At 48.0% G+C, this 23,523-nt stretch carries 22 protein-coding genes; 7 read left to right on the top strand and 15 right to left on the bottom strand.

What is annotated here, in order from left to right; genetic code table 11:
* Positions 1-15 precede the first annotated feature (15 nt).
* From EHO60_RS15125 to EHO60_RS15145, 5 genes are read right to left on the bottom strand one after another with little or no spacing between them, the layout of a single operon-like run.
* Complete coding sequence (locus EHO60_RS15125) at positions 16-1,113, bottom strand: AI-2E family transporter (protein ID WP_135769051.1); 1,098 nt, start codon at positions 1,111-1,113, stop codon at positions 16-18.
* Entirely contained in the window at positions 1,106-1,633 is a 528-nt protein-coding gene (locus EHO60_RS15130; RefSeq protein ID WP_135769052.1) for a cyclic nucleotide-binding domain-containing protein, read from the bottom strand. The genes EHO60_RS15125 and EHO60_RS15130 overlap by 8 nt, the downstream gene beginning before the upstream one ends.
* Positions 1,634-1,635: 2 nt before the next feature.
* Complete coding sequence (locus EHO60_RS15135; RefSeq protein WP_135769053.1) at positions 1,636-2,193, bottom strand: lipoprotein signal peptidase; 558 nt, start codon at positions 2,191-2,193, stop codon at positions 1,636-1,638.
* Positions 2,190-3,893: an ABC1 kinase family protein gene (locus tag EHO60_RS15140; RefSeq protein ID WP_135769054.1), complete on the bottom strand. Its 1,704-nt coding sequence runs from the start codon at positions 3,891-3,893 to the stop codon at positions 2,190-2,192. The genes EHO60_RS15135 and EHO60_RS15140 overlap by 4 nt, the downstream gene beginning before the upstream one ends.
* Positions 3,894-3,898: 5 nt before the next feature.
* Positions 3,899-4,954 (bottom strand): Gfo/Idh/MocA family protein, encoded by a 1,056-nt coding sequence (locus tag EHO60_RS15145; RefSeq protein ID WP_135769055.1) that lies wholly within the window; start codon positions 4,952-4,954, stop codon positions 3,899-3,901.
* 95 nt (positions 4,955-5,049) lie between these two features.
* Here EHO60_RS15145 and EHO60_RS15150 point away from each other — a divergent pair, with 95 nt between their 5' ends.
* The 3 genes from EHO60_RS15150 to EHO60_RS15160 are packed head-to-tail and all read left to right on the top strand — an operon-like array spanning position 5,050 to position 8,108.
* Positions 5,050-6,453, top strand: a complete 1,404-nt coding sequence (locus EHO60_RS15150) for a UDP-N-acetylmuramoyl-tripeptide--D-alanyl-D-alanine ligase (RefSeq protein ID WP_135769056.1) — start codon at positions 5,050-5,052, stop codon at positions 6,451-6,453.
* Positions 6,454-6,501: 48 nt separating this feature from the next.
* Positions 6,502-6,990, top strand: a complete 489-nt coding sequence (gene purE / locus EHO60_RS15155) for a 5-(carboxyamino)imidazole ribonucleotide mutase (RefSeq protein ID WP_135769057.1) — start codon at positions 6,502-6,504, stop codon at positions 6,988-6,990.
* Positions 6,987-8,108, top strand: coding sequence for a 5-(carboxyamino)imidazole ribonucleotide synthase (locus tag EHO60_RS15160; protein WP_135769058.1), 1,122 nt, complete (start codon positions 6,987-6,989; stop codon positions 8,106-8,108). The genes purE and EHO60_RS15160 overlap by 4 nt, the downstream gene beginning before the upstream one ends.
* Here EHO60_RS15160 and murC read toward each other — a convergent pair.
* Genes murC through rsmH form a run of 7 tightly spaced genes read right to left on the bottom strand, consistent with a single transcriptional unit; the run spans position 8,072 to position 15,661 of the window.
* A complete protein-coding gene (gene murC / locus EHO60_RS15165) occupies positions 8,072-9,508 on the bottom strand; it encodes a UDP-N-acetylmuramate--L-alanine ligase (protein WP_135769059.1) in 1,437 nt (478 codons plus the stop codon). The two genes, EHO60_RS15160 and murC, sit on opposite strands and share 37 nt — an antisense overlap.
* Positions 9,508-10,581, bottom strand: coding sequence for a UDP-N-acetylglucosamine--N-acetylmuramyl-(pentapeptide) pyrophosphoryl-undecaprenol N-acetylglucosamine transferase (locus tag EHO60_RS15170; protein ID WP_135769060.1), 1,074 nt, complete (start codon positions 10,579-10,581; stop codon positions 9,508-9,510). Before EHO60_RS15170 ends, murC begins: the two co-directional genes overlap by 1 nt.
* Positions 10,578-11,729 carry an FtsW/RodA/SpoVE family cell cycle protein gene (locus EHO60_RS15175; RefSeq protein ID WP_135769061.1) on the bottom strand — a complete coding sequence of 384 codons (1,152 nt, stop codon included), beginning with the start codon at positions 11,727-11,729 and terminating at the stop codon, positions 10,578-10,580. Before EHO60_RS15175 ends, EHO60_RS15170 begins: the two co-directional genes overlap by 4 nt.
* Positions 11,726-12,838 (bottom strand): phospho-N-acetylmuramoyl-pentapeptide-transferase, encoded by a 1,113-nt coding sequence (mraY, locus tag EHO60_RS15180; protein ID WP_135769062.1) that lies wholly within the window; start codon positions 12,836-12,838, stop codon positions 11,726-11,728. The genes EHO60_RS15175 and mraY overlap by 4 nt, the downstream gene beginning before the upstream one ends.
* A gap of 33 nt (positions 12,839-12,871) precedes the next feature.
* Positions 12,872-14,377, bottom strand: coding sequence for a UDP-N-acetylmuramoyl-L-alanyl-D-glutamate--2,6-diaminopimelate ligase (locus EHO60_RS15185; protein WP_135769063.1), 1,506 nt, complete (start codon positions 14,375-14,377; stop codon positions 12,872-12,874).
* Positions 14,355-14,714 (bottom strand): hypothetical protein, encoded by a 360-nt coding sequence (locus EHO60_RS15190; RefSeq protein ID WP_135769064.1) that lies wholly within the window; start codon positions 14,712-14,714, stop codon positions 14,355-14,357. The genes EHO60_RS15185 and EHO60_RS15190 overlap by 23 nt, the downstream gene beginning before the upstream one ends.
* Positions 14,711-15,661, bottom strand: a complete 951-nt coding sequence (gene rsmH / locus EHO60_RS15195; RefSeq protein ID WP_425460309.1) for a 16S rRNA (cytosine(1402)-N(4))-methyltransferase RsmH — start codon at positions 15,659-15,661, stop codon at positions 14,711-14,713. Before rsmH ends, EHO60_RS15190 begins: the two co-directional genes overlap by 4 nt.
* Positions 15,662-15,856: 195 nt before the next feature.
* Here rsmH and EHO60_RS15200 point away from each other — a divergent pair, with 195 nt between their 5' ends.
* Positions 15,857-17,848 (top strand): methyl-accepting chemotaxis protein, encoded by a 1,992-nt coding sequence (locus EHO60_RS15200; RefSeq protein ID WP_135769066.1) that lies wholly within the window; start codon positions 15,857-15,859, stop codon positions 17,846-17,848.
* 111 nt (positions 17,849-17,959) lie between these two features.
* Positions 17,960-19,954 carry a methyl-accepting chemotaxis protein gene (locus EHO60_RS15205; protein WP_135769067.1) on the top strand — a complete coding sequence of 665 codons (1,995 nt, stop codon included), beginning with the start codon at positions 17,960-17,962 and terminating at the stop codon, positions 19,952-19,954.
* A 49-nt stretch (positions 19,955-20,003) separates the two neighbouring features.
* Here the strand turns inward: EHO60_RS15205 and EHO60_RS15210 are convergent, their stop codons facing one another.
* Together EHO60_RS15210 and EHO60_RS15215 are read right to left on the bottom strand one after the other, a co-directional pair.
* Positions 20,004-20,879: a CheR family methyltransferase gene (locus EHO60_RS15210; protein WP_135769068.1), complete on the bottom strand. Its 876-nt coding sequence runs from the start codon at positions 20,877-20,879 to the stop codon at positions 20,004-20,006.
* Positions 20,880-20,882: 3 nt separating this feature from the next.
* Complete coding sequence (locus tag EHO60_RS15215) at positions 20,883-21,170, bottom strand: STAS domain-containing protein (RefSeq protein WP_135769069.1); 288 nt, start codon at positions 21,168-21,170, stop codon at positions 20,883-20,885.
* Between the two features lie 152 nt (positions 21,171-21,322).
* On the opposite strand from EHO60_RS15215, the gene EHO60_RS15220 reads away from it, so the two are divergent.
* Positions 21,323-22,072, top strand: coding sequence for a menaquinone biosynthetic enzyme MqnA/MqnD family protein (locus tag EHO60_RS15220; protein WP_135769070.1), 750 nt, complete (start codon positions 21,323-21,325; stop codon positions 22,070-22,072).
* A gap of 55 nt (positions 22,073-22,127) precedes the next feature.
* On the opposite strand, the gene hisE is transcribed toward EHO60_RS15220, so the two are convergent.
* On the bottom strand, positions 22,128-22,406 hold the full coding sequence (gene hisE / locus EHO60_RS15225) for a phosphoribosyl-ATP diphosphatase (RefSeq protein ID WP_135769071.1): 279 nt from the start codon (positions 22,404-22,406) through the stop codon (positions 22,128-22,130).
* Positions 22,407-22,530: 124 nt separating this feature from the next.
* Between hisE and EHO60_RS15230 the strand changes: the two genes are divergently transcribed.
* A complete protein-coding gene (locus tag EHO60_RS15230; RefSeq protein ID WP_135769072.1) occupies positions 22,531-23,376 on the top strand; it encodes a thioredoxin family protein in 846 nt (281 codons plus the stop codon).
* The last annotated feature ends 147 nt before the right edge of the window (positions 23,377-23,523 follow it).

The raw sequence follows: 23,523 nt of genomic DNA on the forward strand, positions 1-23,523 counted from the left end.
AAATCCGCCCCAAAACTAGAGTAAATTGTGATCCTTCATGGATCTGTACAAGGTGGCGATCGTAACCTTTAGGATCGCCGCCAAAGGTACTGCGACTAGCATCCCGGCGATCCCGAGCAAGGTTCCGCCGACAGTCACTGCTCCGACTACGATGATCGGATGCAAGGATACAGCGTCGGAAATGATGACCGGTTGAACGAAAAAATTGTCCACCGCTTGGGCGATGAGGATCACGATCAGAATAGCCCCCATTAATTCGTACATTCCCATTCCGTGGGTAATCCAATTTTCGCCGTAAAAAACCCTAGAACCGTGAGCCATGGTCATGAATAGAGGAGGAATCGCACCGATGATCGGCCCTAGATAAGGAATCGAATTCGCGACTCCTACGAAAAGAGCGAAGATATAAAAGTATCCCAACCCGATCGTCGAAAAGCCAATCATCGAAACGACGGTAATGATGGCACTCTGGATCACCAGGCTTCTGAGATAATTCGTGATCTGTTCGTTGATATTCGCCGCAACCATAATGGTCATTTCGAAATAGCGGTTCGGAACTAGGCTTACTAGATTCTTGTAGACTCCGTTTCCGTTCAAAAGAAAAAGAAAAGCGAAGAGAGGAGTGATCACCAAATAACCGATCAGCGTAGGGATGGCGGACGCGAGCCCGGATACCTCCCTGTGCACGAAATCGGTGGCGCCTTGGATCAACTCTTCCGGTCGGATCGTTTCCTCCCATCCCGCAGGAAAATCGTTGAATTGGAGTTTGAAACCGATCACCAGATACTTGAACTTTGCGTCGTCCAGGTCCTGTTTCCAATTTTTGACCAAGGGTTCGAGGGTGGAAACGATGGGAGGTGCGACCTCGGTTGCGATCAGATAGATAGGAATACAGATCACGAGCATCAGTCCCGAGACACCGATCAATCTGGGAATCCCCAAACTTTCCAAGTAATTCACAGATCCGTTAAATATATAGAATAGGATGAGGGAAAGAGCGATCGGAACGATCAGAAGTTTGAGACCCAATACGAAAAACACGATCGCCGATCCGACCAGCAAAAAGAAGATCGTTCGGATAACGTAAGTCGATAAGGGTCTTGTCTCAGACATTTTTTTGTTTTCCCTTGTAGTAGGCCTTTTCCAAAAGTTGGTTCGTTTTTTGGAGTCTTTCTACAATGACGCTCGTCAGGCTTAAAAGAATCTCTATCCCCAATTTCGGCTTTGTCTCGATGATTTCCTTTAGATCGGGTTGAAAAAAACCGAGCAATGTGGAAGGCTCGGAAGCGATCGCCGTAGCGGTGCGTCTTTCCTCGGAAAATAGCGAAAGTTCCCCGAAAAAGGAATGTTGGTCCAAATGAGCCAGATCCAATTCGATTCCGTCGCGCACGGAGCGAATGGTCACCTTACCGTCAAAGATCAGATAAAATCCCGCTCCCGCTTCTCCTTGGCGGAAAATTTCCTCGCCTTCGACGTATTTCCTAACGTGCACCAACCTTGCGATTTCAGTCAAGGTTCTCCGTTTCATCTTTCCGAAGACGGAAGTTTCTCTCAAAAATCGGATAATCTCGGGATTTGAGGTCCCTTTCTTCTTTAGTAATTTCTTCCAAATCGGGAGCTGGAGAGGATTCACGATTACTTCTTATCCTCCTCGAGCTTCATGGTAAAAATGAGCAGCACCAACCCTACGCTTACGCAGGAATCCGCGAAATTAAACGCGGGCCAGCGTTCGTAGAGTAGCCAATTCGGCCAGTCGAAATCGAGGAAGTCCACCACTCCGATGAATCTTCCTAGGAACTGATTCTCGATAAATCCGAATTCCGCTCCGACTCCGATGATCTTTACGAAAAATTTATCTATAAAATTTCCGAAGGCTCCGGACATGACCAAGGCCCAACCTACCGGGTGACCGAGGTCCGGGTTCTTCCATCGATAGGCGATGAGAACTAGTATGGCGATCGCAGTCATCGCCAAGGAAGTCCGGGGATACCCTTGGAAAAAACCCATCACAAAACCTGTATTGAAGGTCAAAGTCAAACGGAAGAAATTTCCGAGCACTTCCACGGGCGAATGAGGACGAAGATAAAGAATGGCGACGTATTTAGTGACTAAGTCTATGATTGTTCCTAGAATAACGGAGACGATGAATATCGGCGGATATACTTCCAAGAATTTCTTTTCGAAAAATTTCACTGACGGTTCCTTTTTGAGCTGAATTTATTTTTCAGGAGCGAAAGGGCAAGGAGGATTCCGAAGAAAACGGAGCTACCGTAACCGATCATCGCGGAGAACTCGTCCCCTCGATCCATCCTCTCCGTTCCATAATGGATTCCGAATAGGATCGCGGCGGTGGCGATGGCTTGGTGGCCCAGAGAATACATTCTTTTGCTATGCGCTTCCAGGTCAGGAAGTCGATAGGCCTGCTTCCCCCGATTCAGATTCTTTACGGTTTGTAGAAGTTCGCCGGGAAGAGAAACTGCCTGTCCCCAAATGCCCCCTTCCTGAACGAGAACCTTCTGCCAATTGTTCTCACCTTGCAGGACAAGATTCTTAAAAGGTTTTTCTCCGTAGTCCAGAACGGTGCGGTACGGATCCAGAGTGGCAGTGATTCCGACCAAAAGACCCAACACCCTTTCCAAAGGAATCAAAGTCACGGGCAACTGGACCATCTTCAACAGACCCCTTAAACTGGAATTGATCTCCTTTAGAAATTTCAAATCCTCGGGGGTATGAATCTGCTCGAACTTCAGGTTCCGGAAAGAATCCGTGTCCGAAAGGAATTTGGATAATTTCTCCAAAGAATATCGGACGACTTCCTCCACCTTATCCCTGTCGGCTTTGCGAGAAAGAAGGCCCAATTCGTCGAGCCCTTCCACCACTCCTCCATAATCCTTGGACATGGCGCAAAGAAAAATTCTGCGTAGCACGAGCGCTTGGCTGGGAGGAATTTCTCCCACCGCACCGAAATCGATGAAGCATAGTTTTTCATCCGAGGTATAAATCATGTTTCCCGGATGAGGATCCGCATGATAAAAACGGAATTCGAACACCATAAGAATATAGGCTCGTATCAAAAGGTCCACCGGCCTGGATTTGGCCTGTCCTTTTTTCAAGGAAGCAACTTGAGTGATCCGGATCCCATCTATGAATTGCGCAGTCAAAACGCTCTTACCGCTCCATTCCTTATGGATCTTGGGAAATACGTAATCCGGTTCCTCCGAAAAATAACGGGACATTCTCTCCATGGACTCGGCTTCCAAACGCAAATCCGTTTCCCGTCCGACTAATTTCGCGATTTCCTTATGTACGATTTTGTAATCGAAGGAGACCAACAGGCGATTCACTCTTTTTAAAAACGTTCGGATCGCCTTCAGATCCTTGGTGATGATCTCCTCTATCCCCGGATAAAGGATCTTAACGGCTACCTTTTCCCCTTTATAGCTCGCCGAATGTACTTGGGCGATCGAAGCGGAGGCGAGAGGCGCTTCGGAAATATCCGGAAAAACCTCAGCAATATCCTTTCCGAATTCCTTTCTGAATCGTTCCTTAATTTCAGCGAACGGATGGGGCGGAACCCGATCCTGGAGATCCTGCAGGGGGTCGGTAAAACTCTCCGGGAAAAGATGGGAAAGACTAGCGAGATATTGCCCTAACTTTACATATACTCCTCCCATTTTCAGGAAGAATTCACGGCACTCCTCTCCTAGGTTCCGAAAAAATTCCGTTTCCTTTTCTCCCGTTCTATAGGAAGGAAATAAAAAACGTCCGAAGCGATAGTACCAAAAAAGGGAGAAGATCTTTTTCCATAAAAACCAACTTCCTCTATAATACCTTCCGCTCGCGGAGTATTTCGGAAGATTGGAACCGTTTTGAGTGGAGGAAGACTTAGACATAAATCCTATTCGGGCTCGGAAATCGTTCTAACATCCGCCTTGGTTTTGATCCGATCCAGGAGTTCCATGATTCCCAGATTTTCCCGAAGGCTCCCAGTAATGCGTTCCGATTTATTCGAAAGAACGGATCGGATTTCCGCATAGAGATTCTCGAAGGGATTCGATCCGAGGGAAGATTTTTCGGGAAACGAGACTTCCGTCAAACTATTAAATCCTTTGTATTTCGAGGAAGGCTTGGATTCGAACATCCGGAACCCGTCGTTGGAGAGAATGATCCTGGCCGATTCCGTCATAATATCCATTTCGAACTGAAAGTACTTCCTGCTCCCGCCAGCCTCCAAAAAAACCACAGGTCCCGATCCGTATTCGAGAAGAGCGACAGCTCTGTCTTCCGCCGGGATCCCCTTTCTCCTGCGAATTCCGGAGCGAACTCGATCCGGTTTTCCCAGATACCAGTAAATCAAATCCACCGCATGAGTTCCGTCATGGAACAGCGGTCCCGTCCTCCCTTTCCAAGCCCGGCCCGGCGCTGCGGAGGAAGTCAGTACAGACGCTCGGATCGTCCTGACTGCGCCGTATTTTTCGGAGTCCAAAACCTCTTTTGTCCAGGCGTATTTCGGATGGTATCTTCGTTCATGATTCACCCAGATTCTCGTCCCGTTTTTTCGAGCCAGCCGGTCCAACGACTTAGCCTGTAAAAACGTTTCGCAGACCGGCTTTTCCACCAGAAGGTTCTTTACACCCGAACGAATCGAGACGACGGAATCGAAAAAATGGGATTCAGTAGGAGTCGCAACGACGACCAGATCCGGAATCTTGCCTCGGGAAAAGAAGGTCTCCCAATCGGAAAACGCCAGGCGAGAAGGTACTTCCCATTGGCGCAGGAAGGAATTTCTTTTTTCCTCGTTCGGGTCGACGCAGCCGATCAGTTCGAAGTTTTTCTTTCCCCAAGAACTGAAAAGAACGCCTGCATGAGTGCACGGCTTCTGCCTCAGAGGATCCGTTTCGAGGGAACTCGCGATCCTTCCCAGTCCGATCAAAACCGTCTTCACCTTCGGCATCGAGGATACTGAAAGAGTTTTTTCGGGTTTCGCAACCCGATTTTTTTCCCAAAATCCGCTACCTAGCCCGGCGGTATTTCGGAAAGCTGTACTCTATGCGAGCCGATTTCAGATACGACCCGGAGACTGTCCGTAGGGTTCTTTCTTCCCCTTCTTCTTTTTCCTTTGTTCCAGAACCGGAGATCCTTTCCATTACCACCGCGTCCGGATCATGCGAGAAGGGATCCCTATTCGTTCCTCTCCTCGGCAATCGAGACGGACACGACTTCATAGCCGATGCCCTGGACTCCGGCGCCTCCTACTTTTTGTGCAAGCAAGACCACCCCATCCTGCAAAAACTCGCGGAATCCGACCGACAAAAAGCGATCCTCGTCAAGGAACCCTTGGTTGCTTTGGGAAAACTCGCGGCTTATCATCGCTCCAGATTTAATCCCGTGCTGATCGCCGTTACCGGATCCAGCGGAAAGACGACCACGAAGGAAATTTTAAGTTCCTGCCTGTCCCCTCTAGGAGAAGCGTTAGTCGTAACCGAGAAAAATTACAATAATGAAATCGGAGTTCCGTTCACTTTATTCCGAATAGGACCGAAGACGAGGTTCGTAATATGCGAAATGGGAATGAATACGAAGGGGGAAATCGCCAGGCTATCGAAGATGGCAAGACCTGAGTTGGCCGTAGTGACTACGATCGGAACGGCCCACATAGAATATCTAGGTTCCCAAAAAGGAATCGCCAAGGCCAAAGCAGAGATCCTGGAAGGAATGCCCAAGTCCGGAATTTTATATTATCCTAAAACGGAAGAATATAAGAGGACCTTAAGCAAGAAAGCGGCAAGATACGGAGTCAAATGCAGGTTCGTAGACAGATTCCGAGAATTGAATATTCAGGAAACATTAAGAGAAGGATTCAGATTGGAAATTTCGGGAAGGACGGTGGACTGGAATTTGCCCGGAATCAAATTGCTGGAGAACCTTTCCCTTTGCGTTTCCGCATTAAAAGAATTGAAAGTTCCTTCGGAATGGATCTTGGACGGTTTGAAAAACTTCAAGGCGGGCGACAAAAGACTGGATTTGCAGGAAGGAAATTATCGGATTCTAAACGACACTTACAACGCAAATCGGGAATCCATGCTTTCTTCTTTGAGCGCCTGCTCCCAATTGGCGAACGGAGAAGGATTTTATGCCGTTTTGGGGGATATGAAGGAAGTAGGATCCTTCTCCAAAAAATTCCACACCGAAATCGGAAAATTTGCGGCGAGTCTTTCCAACTGCAAAGGAGTCTTCACTTACGGGAAGGACTCCGCATATCTCTCGGAAGGTTTTCGGAAAAAAGCGGACGCTTCGAAAAAGACGGCTGCGTTTCCGGGAGACGAGGAAGGCCTCAAGGCGCTTTTGGAAACGATCCGGCGGGAGGTCCCGCAAGGATCTTATTTATTAGTCAAAGCCTCTCGCGGAATGAAATTAGAAAGAGCGGTAGAAGCGCTAAATTCGACCTCTTGAATCGGTTTCGGGCTTGCGAAACCGAGGACACCGGAAGATCCTGCAAGCGTGCAACCGAAAGTAGCGATCATTATGGGAAGCCATTCCGATTGGGAAACGATGAAGGAATCGGTCCTCGTTCTCGAAGCGCTGGGAGTTCCTTGTCATAAGGAAATCGTCTCCGCCCATCGTTCTCCCGAATTGATGGTCGATTTCGCAAAAACGGCCAAGTCTAAGGGATTCGAAATCATCATTGCGGGCGCAGGGGGCGCGGCCCACCTTCCAGGAATGGTCGCTTCTCTTACGGATCTTCCGGTATTAGGAGTTCCGGTAAAATCCTCCCAGTTGAACGGACTGGACAGCCTACTCTCCATCGCGCAAATGCCCGGCGGAGTTCCCGTAGGGACCCTCGCCATAGGGGCAGCCGGGGCGAAAAATGCCGGGCTGTTAGCGGCCAGAATCCTTGCTCTGCGGGATGAAAGCTTGGCTCGTAAGCTCGAAGAATATCGCACGAAACTTCGGGAAGAAGCCTTATCTAAAAACGATCTTCTATCATGAATAAAACCCTATTGCCTCCTTCACGTCTAGGACTCATGGGTTCCGGACAGCTCGGAAGAATGTTCGCGCAAGAAGCGATCCGGATGGGATACAGAACCTCCGTTTACTCTCCGGAGAGGAACAGTCCCGCATTTCTGGCGGGAGCCGAGGAAACGGTGGCCCCGTACGAAGACGAAGACGCGTTACTGAAATACCTGCAGGGTTTGGACGCTCTGACTTTCGAATTCGAAAACATTCCGAACGCCGAATTGAATCTGATTCAGAAATTTTCCGAGAAGAACGGACTCAGAGTCTATCCGTCTCCGGAATGCATTCGGATCGCCCAGCATAGGATCCGCGAAAAATCCACCTTTCGCAAATTGGGTTTGCCCACTGTCGCCTTTTATCCGATCACGAATCGATCGGAAGCCTTAGCTGCCGTCGAGTCCTGCAAGTTCCCGGCAATCTTAAAAACCTCTTCCTTCGGTTACGACGGAAAAGGCCAGACAAAGTACAGGAATAGGGAAGAGTTCCGATTCTGGGCGGAATCGATCGGCAGCGAACCTTTGGATCTTATTTTGGAGGAATATTTCGACTTTGAAAAGGAAGCCTCCGTGATCCTAGCGAGAAACACTGAAGGAAAAATCTTCTGTTTTCCGCCTTCCGAAAATTTTCATAAGAACCATATTCTCGACCTCACCGTCCATCCTGGACGTTTCTCCCAGAATGTAAAAGAAGGAATGAAAGAAGCCGCAATCCGTTTGGCGGAAGGGATAAATTACGCGGGAGTCTTCGGGCTGGAATTTTTCGTAAAGGGTAACGTATTCATATTAAACGAATTCGCACCCCGCCCCCATAATTCCGGTCATTTTTCCCAGGACGCAGCCGGGATTTCCCAGTTCGAATTGCAGGTACGTATTCTTGCCGGACTTCCCCTGCCGGATTCGAACCCAGCCCTTCCTAGTTCGATGAAGAATATCCTTGGACAGGATTACGAACCTACTTCCGAAAAATGGACGAAATATCTTTCCGATTCCAGATATACGTTGCACCTGTACGGAAAATCCGATCCCAGAAAGGATCGAAAAATGGGTCACTGGAATTATACTGGAGAAATGCCGGAATCCGCTTTCGAATAGGAAAGGAACTGGAGTCCCCAATCCCGGACGTTTCCCGCTCCCAATGTCAGCAGCTTGTCCCCTTTTTCCAAGCAAAGGCTCAATTCCTTGCAACCGGCCTGAACGTCTTCGCTTAATATCTGAACTTTCTTTTTCATGGACTTTGCGATCAACTCGGAACCGACACCGGAAATGGGATCTTCTCCGGCGGAATAGATCGGTAACAGATAGACCAGATCGCCCGTGTCCAAACTTTCCGCAAACTCCTTGTAGAGGTTTTCAGTGCGGGTATAGCGGTGAGGTTGGAAGAGAACGATTGTCTTTCCTCCGGTCGCAGACATTTCCCGCATAGAAGCAAGCACCGCGCGAACTTCCGTGGGATGATGACCGTAATCGTCATACACGTCCACTCCCGATTTGGAGCCCATGAATTCCAACCTTCGCTTTACTCCGGAATAACCGGAAACGACCTCCGCTCCTCGTTTTGCAGGAATCCCCGCTTCTATTCCCGCCATCACTGCCGCAAGAGAGTTCCGGAGATAATGTGCTCCGGGAAATTTGGACCGAAAAGAAATCTCTTCCGCCCGGTATAGAAACGTAAGTGTTCCGCTTTCCAGCTTGTACGGAACCGAGGAATCCGAGGCGGCACTCTGCATGGACTTGCTCCATCCGTCGGGAAGAATTTCAGTAAAACCGAATATTCTTTCCCTCGTATCAACGGAATGCAAGCACTCGCGGATCCCCGGATCGTCCAAATTCAAGATCACTCTGCGGCTCCCTTTCCGAACGAACTCTCCGAAGGCGGCCAGGAGATTTTCCCGAGTCTTAAAGTAATCCAGGTGATCGTCGTCTATATTCGTCAGAATACGTATGGGTGCGTCGTGGTTCAGAAACGTCCCGTCAGATTCGTCGGATTCAAATACCGCAAATTCTCCGGAACCGAATCTTCCGCCCTTTCCTCCCAGGAATGCGACTTCTCCGCCGACCATTACGGAAGGATCCATTCCGACGGCATCCAGGAGAAAGGAGGTCATCGCCGCGGTGGTCGTCTTTCCGTGGGAGCCTGCCACAGCGATTCCGATTCGATGCGAAAAGCAATCGTGCAGGACTCGAGAGCGATGGTAGAAAGGAATATTCCGTTTTTCGAAAATATTCGCCACCGGATGGGCTCCGATCTTTACCGCTGAGGAATAGATCGCGGCGTCGAAGGATGCGGGAATTTCGTCATGTCGACCGTAAATCTTCGCGCCTTTCTTTTCCAACTCCGCCGTCGTCGAACTCTTCTTCCCGTCGTATCCGGCAACGGGCATTCCTAGATCGATGAGTATATGCGCGAGGCTGGACATGCCGGAGCCGCCTATGCCCAGAAAAAAAGGTTTGGAAAAAGGAAGCTCGAGTCCGGAAAATTCGATTTCGGACATCAACCCTTTCCGAAGAAAAATCGAATCGTTTCTTCTGCCGCGTCCACGTGGGAACATTCCAAGGACTTGACGGAGATATCGTTCAACACCTGAGGATTCTCAGCAAAATCGTTCAACACTTGGAACAATCTGCTTTCGTCCTCGTCTTTCTGTTCGATCACGACCGCGGCACCGTTCGCTTCCATGTATTTCGCGTTGGCGGTCTGATGGTCATCCTTTGCGAACGGGTAAGGAATCAGAATCATTGGAAGGGCAAAGGCGGCGCATTCCGAAAGTACGCCGGAACCGGAACGCGCGACAACCAGATTGGCCCATTCGTAATGCTCGGCCATATTGTCCGAGTACGAAATCAGATCCGCCATCTTGGTTTTTTTGGAGACCTCGTCGTAAAGTGCGGTTCCGGTCAGCATTCTAAAACGGAATCGTTCTTGGATGAAGTCGTGCTTCATCAGATTCACCACGATATTATTGATTTGTCTGGCTCCTTGAGAACCGCCCATCACTAAAACGTTAAATTGTTTCTTTTTCTTCGGATCCCATTTTTCGCCGAACTTCAGGGTCAACTTAGGAACGGCCTTCTTTCGAAGCGGATTGCCCAAGATCTCCCACTCGCAGGAAAGTTGTACAGACTTAGGAGGAAAACTGAAAGCCGCTTTTTTGGCGAATCGGAAGAAGATCCGATTTACGCTACCCGGTATACAATTTTGTTCGCATAACAAGATCTGCTTTCGGAAGATCAAGCCGAACAGTAGCGCGGGAAAACTGGAGTATCCTCCCATTCCGATCACCGCATCGACACCTAATCTGGAGAATTGAAACCAGGATTTGAGCAAATGGAACACATAACGGAAGGGTAATAACAGAAAATTCCCGGAAAGATTCGGAGTATTGTGCCAGAGAACTTCGCAAGGCGCCTGCTTCAGGTCCGGATTGTCCTTATTGCGATAAAGGGAATGGATATAGACCTTGTCGAAACCGTACGTTTCTTTTGCGGAAACCAGGACTTCCGCAAGCGCGACCCCTGGAGATATGTGTCCGCCGGTACCTCCGGCGGCGATCAGGACGGATCTCATACGCCTAAGTTCTCCCGTCTGGTTATATTGACAAGAATTCCGAAGGCCGCCAAAACCACGAGGAGAGAAGATCCGCCGTAGCTCATAAACGGAAGACTGATACCCGTGATCGGGAAGAGGCCGGTTACCACATAACTGTTAATCACGAATTGGGTTCCTAAAATGAACAATAGCCCCGCACCCAGATAAAAACCGAACGGATCCGCGACCTTCTTCAATAGAACGTAAATCCTGTAGAGCAAAAACAGCACGATCCCGAAAAAGAAGAGAAATCCGGCGAACCCGAAATCCTCCACGAAAGTCGCCAGCACGAAGTCCGTATGACTATAGGTAAGATATCTGTGGGCATAGCCGCTAGCCAACTTGCTTCCGAACCATCCTCCATCCAGAAACGCCCGAAAAGAGGTGACGAGCTGGTGTCCTTCGTCGAAGCGGAACTTATAAGGATCCAACCAAACCTCCATCCTTTTCTTTCTATAGCCGACCCTATCCACCAAAAGATAGGCCAACGGAAGGGAAACCAATCCCACTAGCAGGAGGCTTCGGATCGGAAAACCGAACAGAAAGACGAAGGCCAATACCACGAATAGGATCTCCATCGTAGTACCGAAAGCCGGCTCTGCCAAGATTAGAACCAGTACGGTCAAAAGCAGAACTCCCGGTACCAGAAATTTCTTGGGTTCCCGATTTTCCTTTTCCCTCCACTTGGAAACCATGGAGGAAAGATAAACGACCACTGCGAGTTTCGCGATTTCGGAAGGTTGAAGTTGGTAAGGACCGATTCCGATCCATCGATGGAAATTCCTTCCGTAATAAGTTCCGACGGATTTTCCGACTCCGGGAATGAACACAAGACCTAAGAGTAAGATACTTAGTAGAATTCCGACCAAGGCCACCTTTTCCAAACGACGGTAGGGAAAATTCGCGAAAAAGAAAAAAACCGCAAGTCCGATGCAGGCCCATAAAAGCTGCTTCTTCAGGAAATATTCCGAATCGTGAAAGTCTCTCCAAGCCGTGACGGAAGAGCTGGAATACATGATGCAGATCCCGAATAAGAGAAGTAGAAAAACGGCGCCCACCGTCGGCAGATCGAAAGGAGTCCCGGGAGACTCCCAGAAGTCCTTCCATTTTCCGACCAGGGATTTCATTGGATTTTGAGACTAGAAAGGGAGATGATCGCAAGGATGACTGCGACGATCCAGAACCGAATGACCACCTTGGTTTCCGAGATTCCCCCTAACTCGAAATGGTGGTGTAAGGGCGCCATCTTGAATATCCTTTTCTGAGTCAGCTTAAAGGAACCTACTTGGAGGATAACGGAAAGGGATTCCGCCACGAAGATTCCTCCTAAAATAACGAGCAGGATCTCCTTTTTCAACATAACGCAGGTCATTCCGATGGTAGCTCCGAGAAAGAGGGAACCGGTATCTCCCATGAATACCTGGGCCGGATGCGTATTGAACCAAAGGAAACCGATCAGCGCTCCTGCCAGAGCGGAAAGAAACACGCTATATTCGTGGGCTCCGGGTAAATAAGGAATATTTAAATAGTTCGCCGCGACCGGAGTTCCCGACACGTAAGAGATGATCGCGAGAGTAGTCACGGAAATACATGCCGTTCCGCCGGCAAGACCGTCCAGTCCGTCGGTGAGATTGACTCCGTGACTAGCGCCTAAAATCACTAGGATGGAAAACGGAATCGCAAAAATTCCCAAGGCCAAAACCGGTCCTTTTACGAAGGGCAAAAATAAATCGGTCAGATGGAACGGAATTCTTCCCGATGTCCCGCCGGGAGCTTCGCCTGTATAATAAAAGTACGCTATACAAAAACCGGCGGACAACAGAACGGAAAGAACGAACTTGGTTCTCGCCCTCATTCCACCTTTGATCTTTTTCACCGACTTCATATAATCGTCGCAGAATCCCAAAGCGGAAAATAAAATCGCACCGCTCAGAAGCAGCAAGATGTTCGGGTTCTTAAGATTCCCCCAAAGAAGAACGGAAAAGAGAAGAGCTCCGATGATCATCAATCCTCCCATCGTGGGAGTTCCGGACTTGGCGCTGTGAGATTTGGGACCGTCATCCCTCACGCTTTCTCTGAACTTCAATCCGTATAGAAAATCGATCACTTTTCCACCGAACCAAAACGTTAAAAACATAGAGGTCAGCCCGGCCATCAAAGCTCTGAAGGTTACATAGCTGAAGATACGGAGGGAATCCCATTCCCTAAAAAAGTATTCGTATACGTAATAGAACATAATCCTCTTAAACCGATCGGGGGTTCTTAGATCCTATCGTCCGGATTCGGCAAAGAGCCAAGCTTTTTGTATTTCTTCCCCGTCGTCGAAATGACGTTTTTCCTTTCCGATAATCTGATAATCCTCGTGCCCTTTTCCCGCGACCAAAAGGCATCCTCCTTCCTTCAATAGTAAAACCCCTTTTCGGATCGCTGCTGCCCGGTCCGCAGTTCGGAAGACCGGGAGATAACCCGGGGAAAATCCCGCCTGGATCTCGTCCAAAATGGATTCAGGATCTTCCGTCCTAGGATTGTCGGAAGTTAGGATGACCCGATCCGCGAGGGATTCCGCGATGCCTGCCATTTGCGGACGTTTGGTTCTATCCCTGTCCCCGCCGCATCCGAATAATAAAATGAGTTCCTTCGGATTGGATTCCCGGACGCTGGTCAAAATATTTTTCAAAGCATCCGGAGTATGGGCATAATCCACAACTGCCATTCTAGATCGATCCGGACTATAATAGATCTGAAAACGCCCCGGAATTTGAGGAATACGACCCAGCGCTTCCAGTAAGAGGGATTTCTCCCATCCGAATGCGAATCCCGCCGTTAGGGCCAAGGCGGTATTCCGGACGTTGAAACCTCCGAGAAGATTGGTCCGAACTTTTACGGGCCCTCCCCAAGCGATCGGCAAATTCAGGTCGTAAGTCGTCTCCGTTAAGGAAAATTCCTCGTTCGAGATTCCAAACTCTTTTCCCTTTTCTCCCAAAGCGTACAATTTCAAATTCGGGCAATCTGCGGAAAGGAGTTCCTGCATCTCTTTTCCTCCGGAAACGGAAAGATCGAGTACTCCGAAAACGGAAGGATCCTTCCCCAAAGAACGGAACAGGATGCTCTTGCTCTTTAGATAATCTTCCATGTCCGGATGGAAGTCGAGATGATCCTGGGTCAGATTCGTGAAGATGCCCGCGCGAAAGACAGTGCCTAACGTCCGCCCTAATTTTAAACCGTGGGAACTTGCCTCCATAAACACGTATTCCACGCCCGCGATTTGCATTTCGTTCAGAATTTCCTGGAGGCTGCACGCATCGGGAGTAGTGTATCCAGTATCCAATTTTTTACCTTGGAACTTGACTCCGACGGTTCCGATCACAGCGGTGCGTTTGCCTGCGGCTTCCCCCAAAGAGGCTAAGATATGAGTCAGAGAAGTCTTTCCATTCGTTCCCGTAACTCCGACCACCTTCAATTTTTCCGAAGGATAGTCTAAAAGAAAAGATGCGATCCTGCCCGCCAATCGATCGGGGTCGATCCGACTGTATAGTACAATCTTTCCCGGTAATTCGCGAGAGGCATTTTCCCGATCGGAGAATAGAACGAACCTACAGGTAGAAAGAGCCGCATATTCCCGACCTTTCGGTCCTAAAGAATCCGGTACGCAAAACAGATCCCTTTCGGAAAGTCTACGCGAGTCCGTACGGACATAACCTACTTCCTCTTCCGAAGAAAACGGGGAAGATGTTCTGATTTCGGGAAATGCTTTAAGGAGAACGGAAAGTTTCAAAATCGGACTCGTTCCGCTCGGGGGGGAGCGTTACGGTAATGATACGATCCCCCACCGTAATCGGCAAGTAATGATACGTTTTCCGATACAGTGCCTCGATGCGTCGAGCGGACGTATAAGTGGCCATCCCTATTTTCAGGTCGTCGTTTTTCTTCAGGAGAAGTTTCTTTTCCTGGGAACTCAGAGAAATCTCCCGGTTGAGTCTGGAGACCTGGACGTTCTGCCATACGAATAAGAATAGAAGGGAGACCGGAAGACCGATTTTCAAAAAGACGAGGGCTAAAAATCCGAGATCACCCCAGATCCGGCTATGGTACCAATCTTTCAGCCGACTCATTCTTCTTCGTCCCCGTTCTCTTCTTTTCTAATATCGGACGCGGAGAGTTTATCGATTACCCGTAATTTTGCGGATCTGGACGCCGCGTTTTCCCGGACTTCCTCTTCCGTAGGAAGGATCGGTTTTTTAGTCACCAACTTGGCGGAATGAGAACGGGCATAATCCCTGAATTGGTTCTTTACGATTCGATCTTCCAGGGAGTGGAAGGAAATCACTTGGAACCTTCCCCCTTCCGCCAATACCTCGAGAAGTTTTCCGATCCCGAACTCGATATGCATAAGTTCCTGGTTCACCTCGATACGCAATGCCTGAAATACGCGCGTAGCAGGATGTCTGCCGGGGGGCCAGAATTTTCGCGGAATCACTCTGGAAACAAGCTGGGCGAGCTCTCCTGTGTATGCGATACGGCCGTGCCTTCTCCTCTCCAGGATCGCTTCCACGATTTTCTTGGTCCACCTTTCCTCTCCGTATTCGTAAAAGATCTTACTCAAAATCTTTTCAGGATAGGTATTGATCACGTCTTCCGCGGAAATCCCTCCACCCGAGGAAAGGCGCATATCCAAGGGTTCGTCTTCGCGAAAACTGAAGCCCCTCCCCGCGTGCAGTAAGTGGAAAGTGGAAATACCCAGATCGAGTAAAATTCCGTCCGGATTCCGATCTGCGCCTATTTTTCTTAAAAAATCCGAATCTACTTCCGAAAAATTGGCCTCAACGGACAGGATTCTATCCGAGAATTCCGCCAACCGAGACTCGGCTCGTTTCAGCATTGTCGCGTCGCGATCTAGTAGAATAAGTTTAGAATTCGGAAAGTTGCGTAACAGGAGAAGGCTATGTCCTCCTTCTCCGGCGGTGCCGTCCAAAAAAAGAAACTCCGATTCGGGAGAAAAGGCCTCCTGAAAATAGAAAAGGATTTCCCTGTATAGGACAGAATAATGGACGGATTCCAATTTATGTTCCAAGATTCGTCCAAACCCTTTTAGCGGCAACTGCAAAGCAAATCGGTTGTAGGAAAAGGAATTTGCGTAAAACCTAGATCCGGGAATATACCGTAAGGATTATAGATACAGAATTATTCTTTACAGCAAAATCTTGACTATTTCGAAAATTTTTCACAATCATGTCGTCTTTTAAAATAGGTACCAATGAAACGTCAGAGCTTAGTTTTTATTCTACTTTCTTATAGTGTTTTGATCATCGTAATCTTGGTGGGAACCGTATCCGCTATCGCGCTGCTGGCCGGAAAGGACCGGATCGAAGAGATCTATTTTGAACAGATGCGAGGGGCGAGCCAGGCGGCAGCTCAGGAAATAGGAAACTTCTACGATACCCACCTTGCGATCGCACATACTCTCGCCGAAGACCAGAGAACCAAAGAAACGATCCGAACGGGAAAACCGATCGCACAGCCGCTTTACCAGGAGATTCAAAAACGGTTCGGAACATACGAAAACATATTCGTAACCACGGCGGAGGAGACTCCTGTAGTGATCACGGATGCGATGATCAAAGGAACCGGACTTAGAATCGGCAAGGAACAGAACATTCCGAACATCAAGGTCGCCTTGGAAGGGAAACATTTTCTCGGGGAACCGCTCCGTTCTCCGATCACTCAGCTGCCGGTTTCCTTATTGACCGTTCCCGTACGGGAAGGCGGGAAAGTGATCGGAATCATCGGCCTAGCCCTTTCCTTGGAATCGCTTTCGGAAAAAGTGATCAAGAATTACAAAATCGGAAAGCAAGGATATCTATCGGCGATGACGACTTCGGGAGCGATATATGCGCATCCCAAAAAAGACATGATCATGAATATCAATCTGAAAGAAACTAGTTACGGAAACACGATGTTGACTCTTCCTTCCGGAGAGATGATGGAGTTCGAATTCAGAGGGCAGAGTAGATACTCCACGATTTATCGTCTGAAAGACTGGAATAGCATCGTGGTAGCAATTCTGCCGAAAACCGAAGTTTGGAGTTCCTTCCGGGAACTGCTTTGGGTGATTATAGCCGCCTCCTCGGTTACGGCATTTCTCGCGCTATGGACGCTTAATCTATTGTTGAAACGAAGGCTAAACCCTCTGACCGAGGCGAGCCTAGTCTTCCAAAGCATGGCCCAAGGGGATTTAACGTCGAATGTTAAATCCACCTATGAAGACGAAATAGGCGTTATGAATCGCGAAATGAATACCTTCATCGCCAGCTTAAGGAACTCTATCCGGGACATACAAAAAATCGCATTCGAACTCGCTTCGGCCTCGGAAGAGATGAACGTTTCCTCACAGTCTTTCGCCGGCGGAGCGCAATCCACTGCAGCATCCTCCGAACAGATGTCCGCGACCATCGAGGAAATGACTGCCGGCATGGAAAGCATATCTTCCATTACGGAAACCCAATATGTAAACGTGTTGGCGTTCCATTCCAAAATAAAGGAACTCTCCGCGGGAGTAAGAAAGATCGGAGTGGAAATCCAGGGAACACTGGGCACCGCCAAGGCGATTTCCGATCAGGCCCAAAAAGGGGAAGAGTCCTTGAAAGGTATGAGCAGGATGATAGAGAACATTCTAGTTTCCTCCGGGGAAATGAGAGCGATTATCGGCATCATCAATGATATCTCGGACCAAACCCAACTACTCGCGCTAAATGCGGCGATAGAAGCCGCCAGAGCCGGTGAAGCAGGAAAGGGTTTTGCCGTAGTTGCGGAGGAAATCTCCAAATTGTCCGTAAAGACCGCCTCTTCCATCAAATCGATAGGAGAGATGATCAATAAGAATAACACGGAATTGGACGTGGGCGCGAAGGGAATCCGATCCTCGGTGGAAATCATTCACGGTATTATCCAAAACGTGGATTCCGTCGCAAATGCCATGAATCACCTTTTCGAAATTACTTCCGCTCAGGAAGGAATCAACCGAATCGTTGACGAGCAAGCGGATAAGATCGGCAGCGAAGCGGAATCCGTCAAATTAGCGACGGGAGAACAAAAACGGGCCGTAAGCGAAATCTCCCAGGTGATCGTACAGATTAACGAACACACCTTGAACACCGCTTCGGGTTCGGAGCAGATGTCCTCTTCCGCCCAAAATCTTGCCGGGACGGCGGAAACATTGAGAAGTATCACCGAGAAATTCAAAATATAGCTACTCTTTCATCCGATAATGGGAATTAGTAGGAAAATTTCGACGACTCCTTTCGATTGCTTAGAGCAAACTCCCTAGGTCGGAAAAATATAGAATCCTGCACGGAAAGAAATGCGACGTAACAGTTTAAAGATCATCTTATTAGCCTCCAGCACCGCAACCGTGATCCTACTTACGGCTGCCCTTTCCTCTTTCGCTTATTATACGGCAAAAAACTATATCGAAGAAACCTATATAGACGAAATGAAAAAAATCTGCCGAGTCAGCGCCAAGCATATCAAGAGTTTTTTCGACACCCAGTTTTTACAAGCCCAGTTCATTTCGGCGCAGCCCGTTTACGTAAAAGCGGTTGTGGCGCGGGATCAAGCGACATTAAACGCCATGCTTTCCGAATTAAATACGAAATTCGGAATATACGAGAACGTCTTTCTGTCCACTCCCGAAAAAAACCCGATGGTATTCGCGGACGCGACCGGTAAAGGATTGAATTTTCGCTGGGGAAACATCGGGTTCGACGAGAATATCGAAGCCTCTCTGAAAGGGAAACCTCATCTCGGCAAAGTCGCCATTTCTCCAATCACCAAGGAACCCGTCGTCCTTTTGACGGTTCCCGTGATGGAAAACAAGCAGGTAGTCGGGATCCTCGCGTTCTCACTGTCCATGAACACGGTGACCGAGACGGTCGTCAAAGATATCAAGATCGGATCCGACGGATATATTGCGATCACGGATTTCGACGGAACGGTCGTAGGACATCCTGATAAATCTTTGATCATGAAATTGAATTTATCCAAAACCGACTGGGGCAAAAGCATGTTGCAACTGAAGTCGGACGAATACATGGAGTATTTCTTTAAGAAGGAAAAAATAGCGGCAGTATACCGCATCGACGAATACAAACTCACGGTGGCTGCGGTGGTTTCCAAAGACGAACTCGGTCAAGTAGCCCACTCCATGCTCATAAGAATTCTCGTCTTCTCGGCGCTATTTCTGGTCATTTCGGTCGTATTCCTTTACAGATTACTATCTCTTCGTCTAAAGCCTCTCGAAGACGCAAGAATCCTGTTCAGATCGATGTCGGAAGGGGATCTAAGCAAACAATTGGAGATCGTTCACGAAGACGAGATCGGAGACCTAAGCAGAGATACGAACGCCTTCCTAGATGGCCTAAAATCTTCGCTTAACGATATACAGAGGATCTCCTTCGATCTCGCAAATTCCGTCGAAAAACTTTTCTCAAGCTCAGAGAATTTTTCCAATTCGGCGCAATCGACTGCCGCGTCCACCGAGCAAATGTCTGCGACGATCGAAGAGATGTCCGCAGGTATGGAGGCTATTTCGACGACCACGGAGAACCAACATAGAAACATATCGGAATTCCGGATTAAGATTTCGGAACTTTCGCAGAGCATCAGGAGGATCGGAGAAGAAATCCAGAATACGTTAGGAATCGCTAAATCAATCTCCTTGGAGGCGAAAAAAGGGGAAAATTCCCTGACCGGGATGACGAATATGATTTCGAACATATTGAAATCCTCCGGAGAAATGAAAGCGATCGTAGGAATCATCAACGACATTTCAGACCAGACCCAATTGCTTGCATTGAATGCGGCGATAGAAGCGGCCCGAGCAGGAGAGGCAGGAAAAGGATTCGCAGTAGTGGCGGAAGAAATTTCGAAACTTTCGGAAAAGACCGCATCCTCGATCAAATCGATATCGGCAATGATCGCTAAAAACAATTCCGAATTAGATGCCGGAGCAAAAGGAATCCAGTCCTCCACGGAAATCATTCATTCGATCATACGCGACGTGGATCGCGTATCCGAAGCGATGGACAAACTCAATGAAATCATGTCGAAGCAAGAAGAAGTGAATCGGGTCGTCAATGAAAAAGCGGAAAGAGTCGGGGCCGAATCCGAATCCGTAAAGATCGCCACTGCCGAACAGAGGAGAGCGGTTCAGGAAATAGCCGACGTGATCGTCCAGATCAACGAGCACACGATCAATACGGCGACGGGTGCAGAGGATATTTCATCCTCCTCCAAAGGGTTGTCCGATAACGCCGAAATCCTAAAGAAGATCGCGGAAAAATTCAAATTAAATTAGAATTATCTTTTCGGGCAGGATCTGCGCTCAAAAAGAAAATCGGGTCCCGTTAAATCGACGGTTTCTTTTGATAGATCGTATGTCCTAAAAACTTGTACGCTTCCGAAATTCCGAATAGAGTTTCGGAATGCCCGATAATCAGAAGCCCTCTGTCCTTAAGTACTCGCTCGAAGTTTTCAAAAATCTTCTTTTGAGTGGGTTTATCGAAATAAATAATCACGTTTCGACAAAACACGCAATCCATCTTTTCGACAAAGGGATAAGGCGTTTCCAAAAGATTGATCTTTCGGAATTCCAACATCGATTTTAATTCCGGCTTCGCGTGGTACAAATCCTCGTCTTTTCCCGACAAGTCCTTGACCCGCAGAAAATATTTCTTTTTCAAAGCTTCACTGACCGGCTCCAATCTTTCAGGTTTATAAATCCCTTCCTGAGCCGTCTTGACGACGTTCGTATCGATGTCGGATGCGTAGATTTTTATATCCCATCCCGGTTTGAACGCAAAATATTCGGCGCAAGTAATCGCAATCGAATAAGGTTCCTCCCCGGTGGAAGAGGCGCTCGACCAAATACGTAGAGTTTTCCTGCCGGTTTTGTCCGCTTTCTCTTCCAGCGAAGGAAAAAAAACGTTTTTAAGGAATTCGAAATGATGGTTCTCCCGGAAAAAGTCGGTCTTGTTCGTAGTGATTCGATTAATGAGTTCCGTTAATTCACTATTGAAAAATTTCCGATCCGCCTGAAGAGCACGGATATAATCCGAAACGCTCCCCATTTTATGAAATCTGGCTCGGGAGTTCAACCTGGATTGGACCATGATCTTTTTGTGATCCGCCAGAAAAATCCCGGTCTCTTTGTGCATTAATTCTTTAACAAAACGAAATTCTTCGTCCGAAATCTGGACCAAATGCGAAAAAGTATCTTCCATGAATTAGCGAATTCCTAAGGTCTGGTCTAAGGAAACAATTTTTATAATTTCTAAAAGTTTGGGAGAAACGTTGACAGTTTCCAATCTCGTTCCCTGGCTTCTTAAGCGGTTTGCAAAAGCTACCAAAGCTCCCAAGGCAATGGAAGTGAGTACCTGCACTTCTTGGAGATCCAAGACGACTAGTGAAGGGCTTCCTTCCAAATGAGAATTCAGAAATGCGCGTAAATCCTCATGATCTCCGTTTAGGACCTCATAGTTCAAGGAGATTACGACGCGTTCTTTTCCGCTCATCACTAGTATCCGACGGGCATTTCCCATCCTGGAATACAGTCGGGAATGGAGTTTGAAAAGAAAAGGAAAAAGCTAATTTTTCTGGATAGGATTCTTGCGGCAGGTTTTCTGGCTATTAACGACACCCAAAGGTAAAATCCGGAAAATCGAGAGTGAAAATCGGTATCGTTAAACACCTAAATGCAAGACCTTTGACTTGGGGTTTTGAACATAATCCCGATCACACGGTGGTTCCGGAAAACCCTTCCTTATTGAAAGACTACCTATTACGCGGGTTGGTCGATGTAGGCTTGATCTCTTCTATCGAATGCCTTAGGAATTCCGAAGTGCTTTCCGTTTCTACGAAAGTCGGCGTCTGTGCGAAGGAAAAGGTCCGATCCATCAAGTTCTTTAGAAATAAGAAGGAACCTTATCCTCCGTTCCGAATCCTCACCGATAACGGATCGAGAACGAGCATGGCTCTGGTTCGTGTTTTAGTCCATATCGAATCCGGTCATTTGCCCGAGGTTGCCCCTACCGATCCGAAAATTATCAGAGAAGAAATCACTTTAGGAAGAGGATCCCACATGCTCTTCGGCGATAACGCGCTCTTCGCGGAATGGGACCCGGAAATTTACGAAGTCAAGGATTTGGCCGGTTGGTGGTACGAAGTCACGGGGACTTCCTTTATCTTTGCCCTATGGGCCTCCAAGAAACCTCTGGAACTTCCCGATTCCTTTTTTTTAGATTCCTTACAGTACGGACAAAGCCATATCGAGGAAATCATAAACAAAGAAAGCCGTCTACCTTCCGACTTGGTCCGCACGTATCTTACTCAAGAACTACATTATGAAATTACGGATTCGGACAAGGAAGGTCTGGAACGTTTCAGTCGATATTGCTCCGACCTGGGGATCCTTTAATCCGGATCCGAGTTTTTCCGAGAACTGATGAGCTCGAAAGTCGGAAGCAAAAAGCTCAGGAATGGCGCTTGTGTAATTCCGAAACGATGTCCGAAAGAGAAAGTCCGCGTTCCACTAATAGCACCTGTAGATGAAATAAAAGGTCCGCGGCCTCGTGGGTAAGCTCCTTCTGATCCGCGTTTTTGGCGGCGATAATGACTTCTCCAGCTTCTTCCCCAATCTTCTTTAGGATCCGATCGACTCCTCCCCGAAAGAGGTCTGCCGTATAGGATTTTTCCGGGAGGTCCGTCTTCCTTCTTTTTAGGATTTCTTCGAGCTGAAGCAGAAATTCCATCTTTCCCCCTGGAGATTTACTTCGAATTTCCGGATTCGTCTCCTTGGGTAAACCAAAAAACCGACTTTTTCCGAATTCCCATTTTCCTTATATTGGAAAAAAAGACCGTTCGAGTTCAGTACCTATGAAACTAAAAGCAGCGTTTTTCTACTTAGTCTTACTCTTCTGTTTATTCGTGTCGTCTTTCGGTCCGTTATTCGCGGGCGTCGCCTGGGAAACTTCCGTAGAGAAAGCCTTTGCCAAGGCAAAGCGGGAGGGAAGACCGATCTTCATCGATGTTTACGCGGATTGGTGCGGGTATTGTAAGACTTTGAAAAACGAGATTTATCCTCGCAAAGAAGTCCAAGCCGAACTATCCCGATTCGTTCTGCTTTCTTTGGACGGCGACCGATTTCCGAATCTAAAAAGAAAATATTCCGTTTCAGGATACCCTACCCTGCTCTTTCTGGATCGAAACGGAAGCATCACGGAAAAGATTACAGGCATGCCCGATTCTAAAACCGTGGTGAAAACCTTGAAAAAGGCTTACGAAAAACGGGACCAGGAATCGAATCTGTTGGCGTCGCTAAAAAAAAGTCCTGAAGATCCGAAACTTCTATTGAAGATCGGCGAATACTATTTTGAAGGAAGAGAATATCAGAAAGCCGCGAATTTCTTTTATAAATCCTTTTCCTCCGAACTCGGAAAAGATTCCGAACCGGAAGTCAGACACCGGTCCTTGTTCAACCTGGGGATCACATATGCGGAAATGGAAAATTACGAAAAGACGATCAAGACTTTCAGCTTATATCTGGACAAATATCCCCCAGGAACGGGCTACGCCCAGTCTGCGTTCTATTACAGAGGTTTGGCTTACAAGGAAATCGGAAAGAAACTCGAAGCCAAATCCGATCTCACGAAAGCGCTCGAACTTACCTCCGATCCCGACGAAAAAAAGGACATCGAAACTCTGCTCAGAGGGCTGGACTAGGAGTGTGGTATAGTAAGGGATTCGGCGGCCCCCACCCAGGTTCGGGTGGAGGCGGTGGGCTCGTGGGCCAATCCCAAAATTTCTCTATCACAAAAAAATGATATCGCCAACCTTTTTTGCAATATTTTCGTGCAGGAGGTCATACAA

Source organism: Leptospira fletcheri (assembly GCF_004769195.1).
GTDB classification, from domain to species: Bacteria; Spirochaetota; Leptospiria; order Leptospirales; family Leptospiraceae; genus Leptospira_B; species Leptospira_B fletcheri.

Bases quoted from the DNA above. Each gene is read 5' to 3' on its own strand.
- EHO60_RS15170 (WP_135769060.1), bottom strand. From the start codon at position 10,581: ATGAGATCCGTCCTGATCGCCGCCGGAGGTACCGGCGGACACATATCT.
- EHO60_RS15230 (WP_135769072.1), top strand. From the start codon at position 22,531: ATGAAACTAAAAGCAGCGTTTTTCTACTTAGTCTTACTCTTCTGTTTA.
- EHO60_RS15205 (WP_135769067.1), top strand. From the start codon at position 17,960: ATGCGACGTAACAGTTTAAAGATCATCTTATTAGCCTCCAGCACCGCA.
- EHO60_RS15125 (WP_135769051.1), bottom strand. From the start codon at position 1,113: ATGTCTGAGACAAGACCCTTATCGACTTACGTTATCCGAACGATCTTC.
- EHO60_RS15145 (WP_135769055.1), bottom strand. From the start codon at position 4,954: ATGCCGAAGGTGAAGACGGTTTTGATCGGACTGGGAAGGATCGCGAGT.
- EHO60_RS15210 (WP_135769068.1), bottom strand. From the start codon at position 20,879: ATGGAAGATACTTTTTCGCATTTGGTCCAGATTTCGGACGAAGAATTT.
- EHO60_RS15175 (WP_135769061.1), bottom strand. From the start codon at position 11,729: ATGAAATCCCTGGTCGGAAAATGGAAGGACTTCTGGGAGTCTCCCGGG.
- mraY (WP_135769062.1), bottom strand. From the start codon at position 12,838: ATGTTCTATTACGTATACGAATACTTTTTTAGGGAATGGGATTCCCTC.
- hisE (WP_135769071.1), bottom strand. From the start codon at position 22,406: ATGGAATTTCTGCTTCAGCTCGAAGAAATCCTAAAAAGAAGGAAGACG.
- EHO60_RS15215 (WP_135769069.1), bottom strand. From the start codon at position 21,170: ATGAGCGGAAAAGAACGCGTCGTAATCTCCTTGAACTATGAGGTCCTA.
- murC (WP_135769059.1), bottom strand. From the start codon at position 9,508: ATGTCCGAAATCGAATTTTCCGGACTCGAGCTTCCTTTTTCCAAACCT.
- EHO60_RS15140 (WP_135769054.1), bottom strand. From the start codon at position 3,893: ATGTCTAAGTCTTCCTCCACTCAAAACGGTTCCAATCTTCCGAAATAC.
- EHO60_RS15160 (WP_135769058.1), top strand. From the start codon at position 6,987: ATGAATAAAACCCTATTGCCTCCTTCACGTCTAGGACTCATGGGTTCC.
- EHO60_RS15190 (WP_135769064.1), bottom strand. From the start codon at position 14,714: ATGAGTCGGCTGAAAGATTGGTACCATAGCCGGATCTGGGGTGATCTC.
- EHO60_RS15200 (WP_135769066.1), top strand. From the start codon at position 15,857: ATGAAACGTCAGAGCTTAGTTTTTATTCTACTTTCTTATAGTGTTTTG.
- EHO60_RS15150 (WP_135769056.1), top strand. From the start codon at position 5,050: ATGCGAGCCGATTTCAGATACGACCCGGAGACTGTCCGTAGGGTTCTT.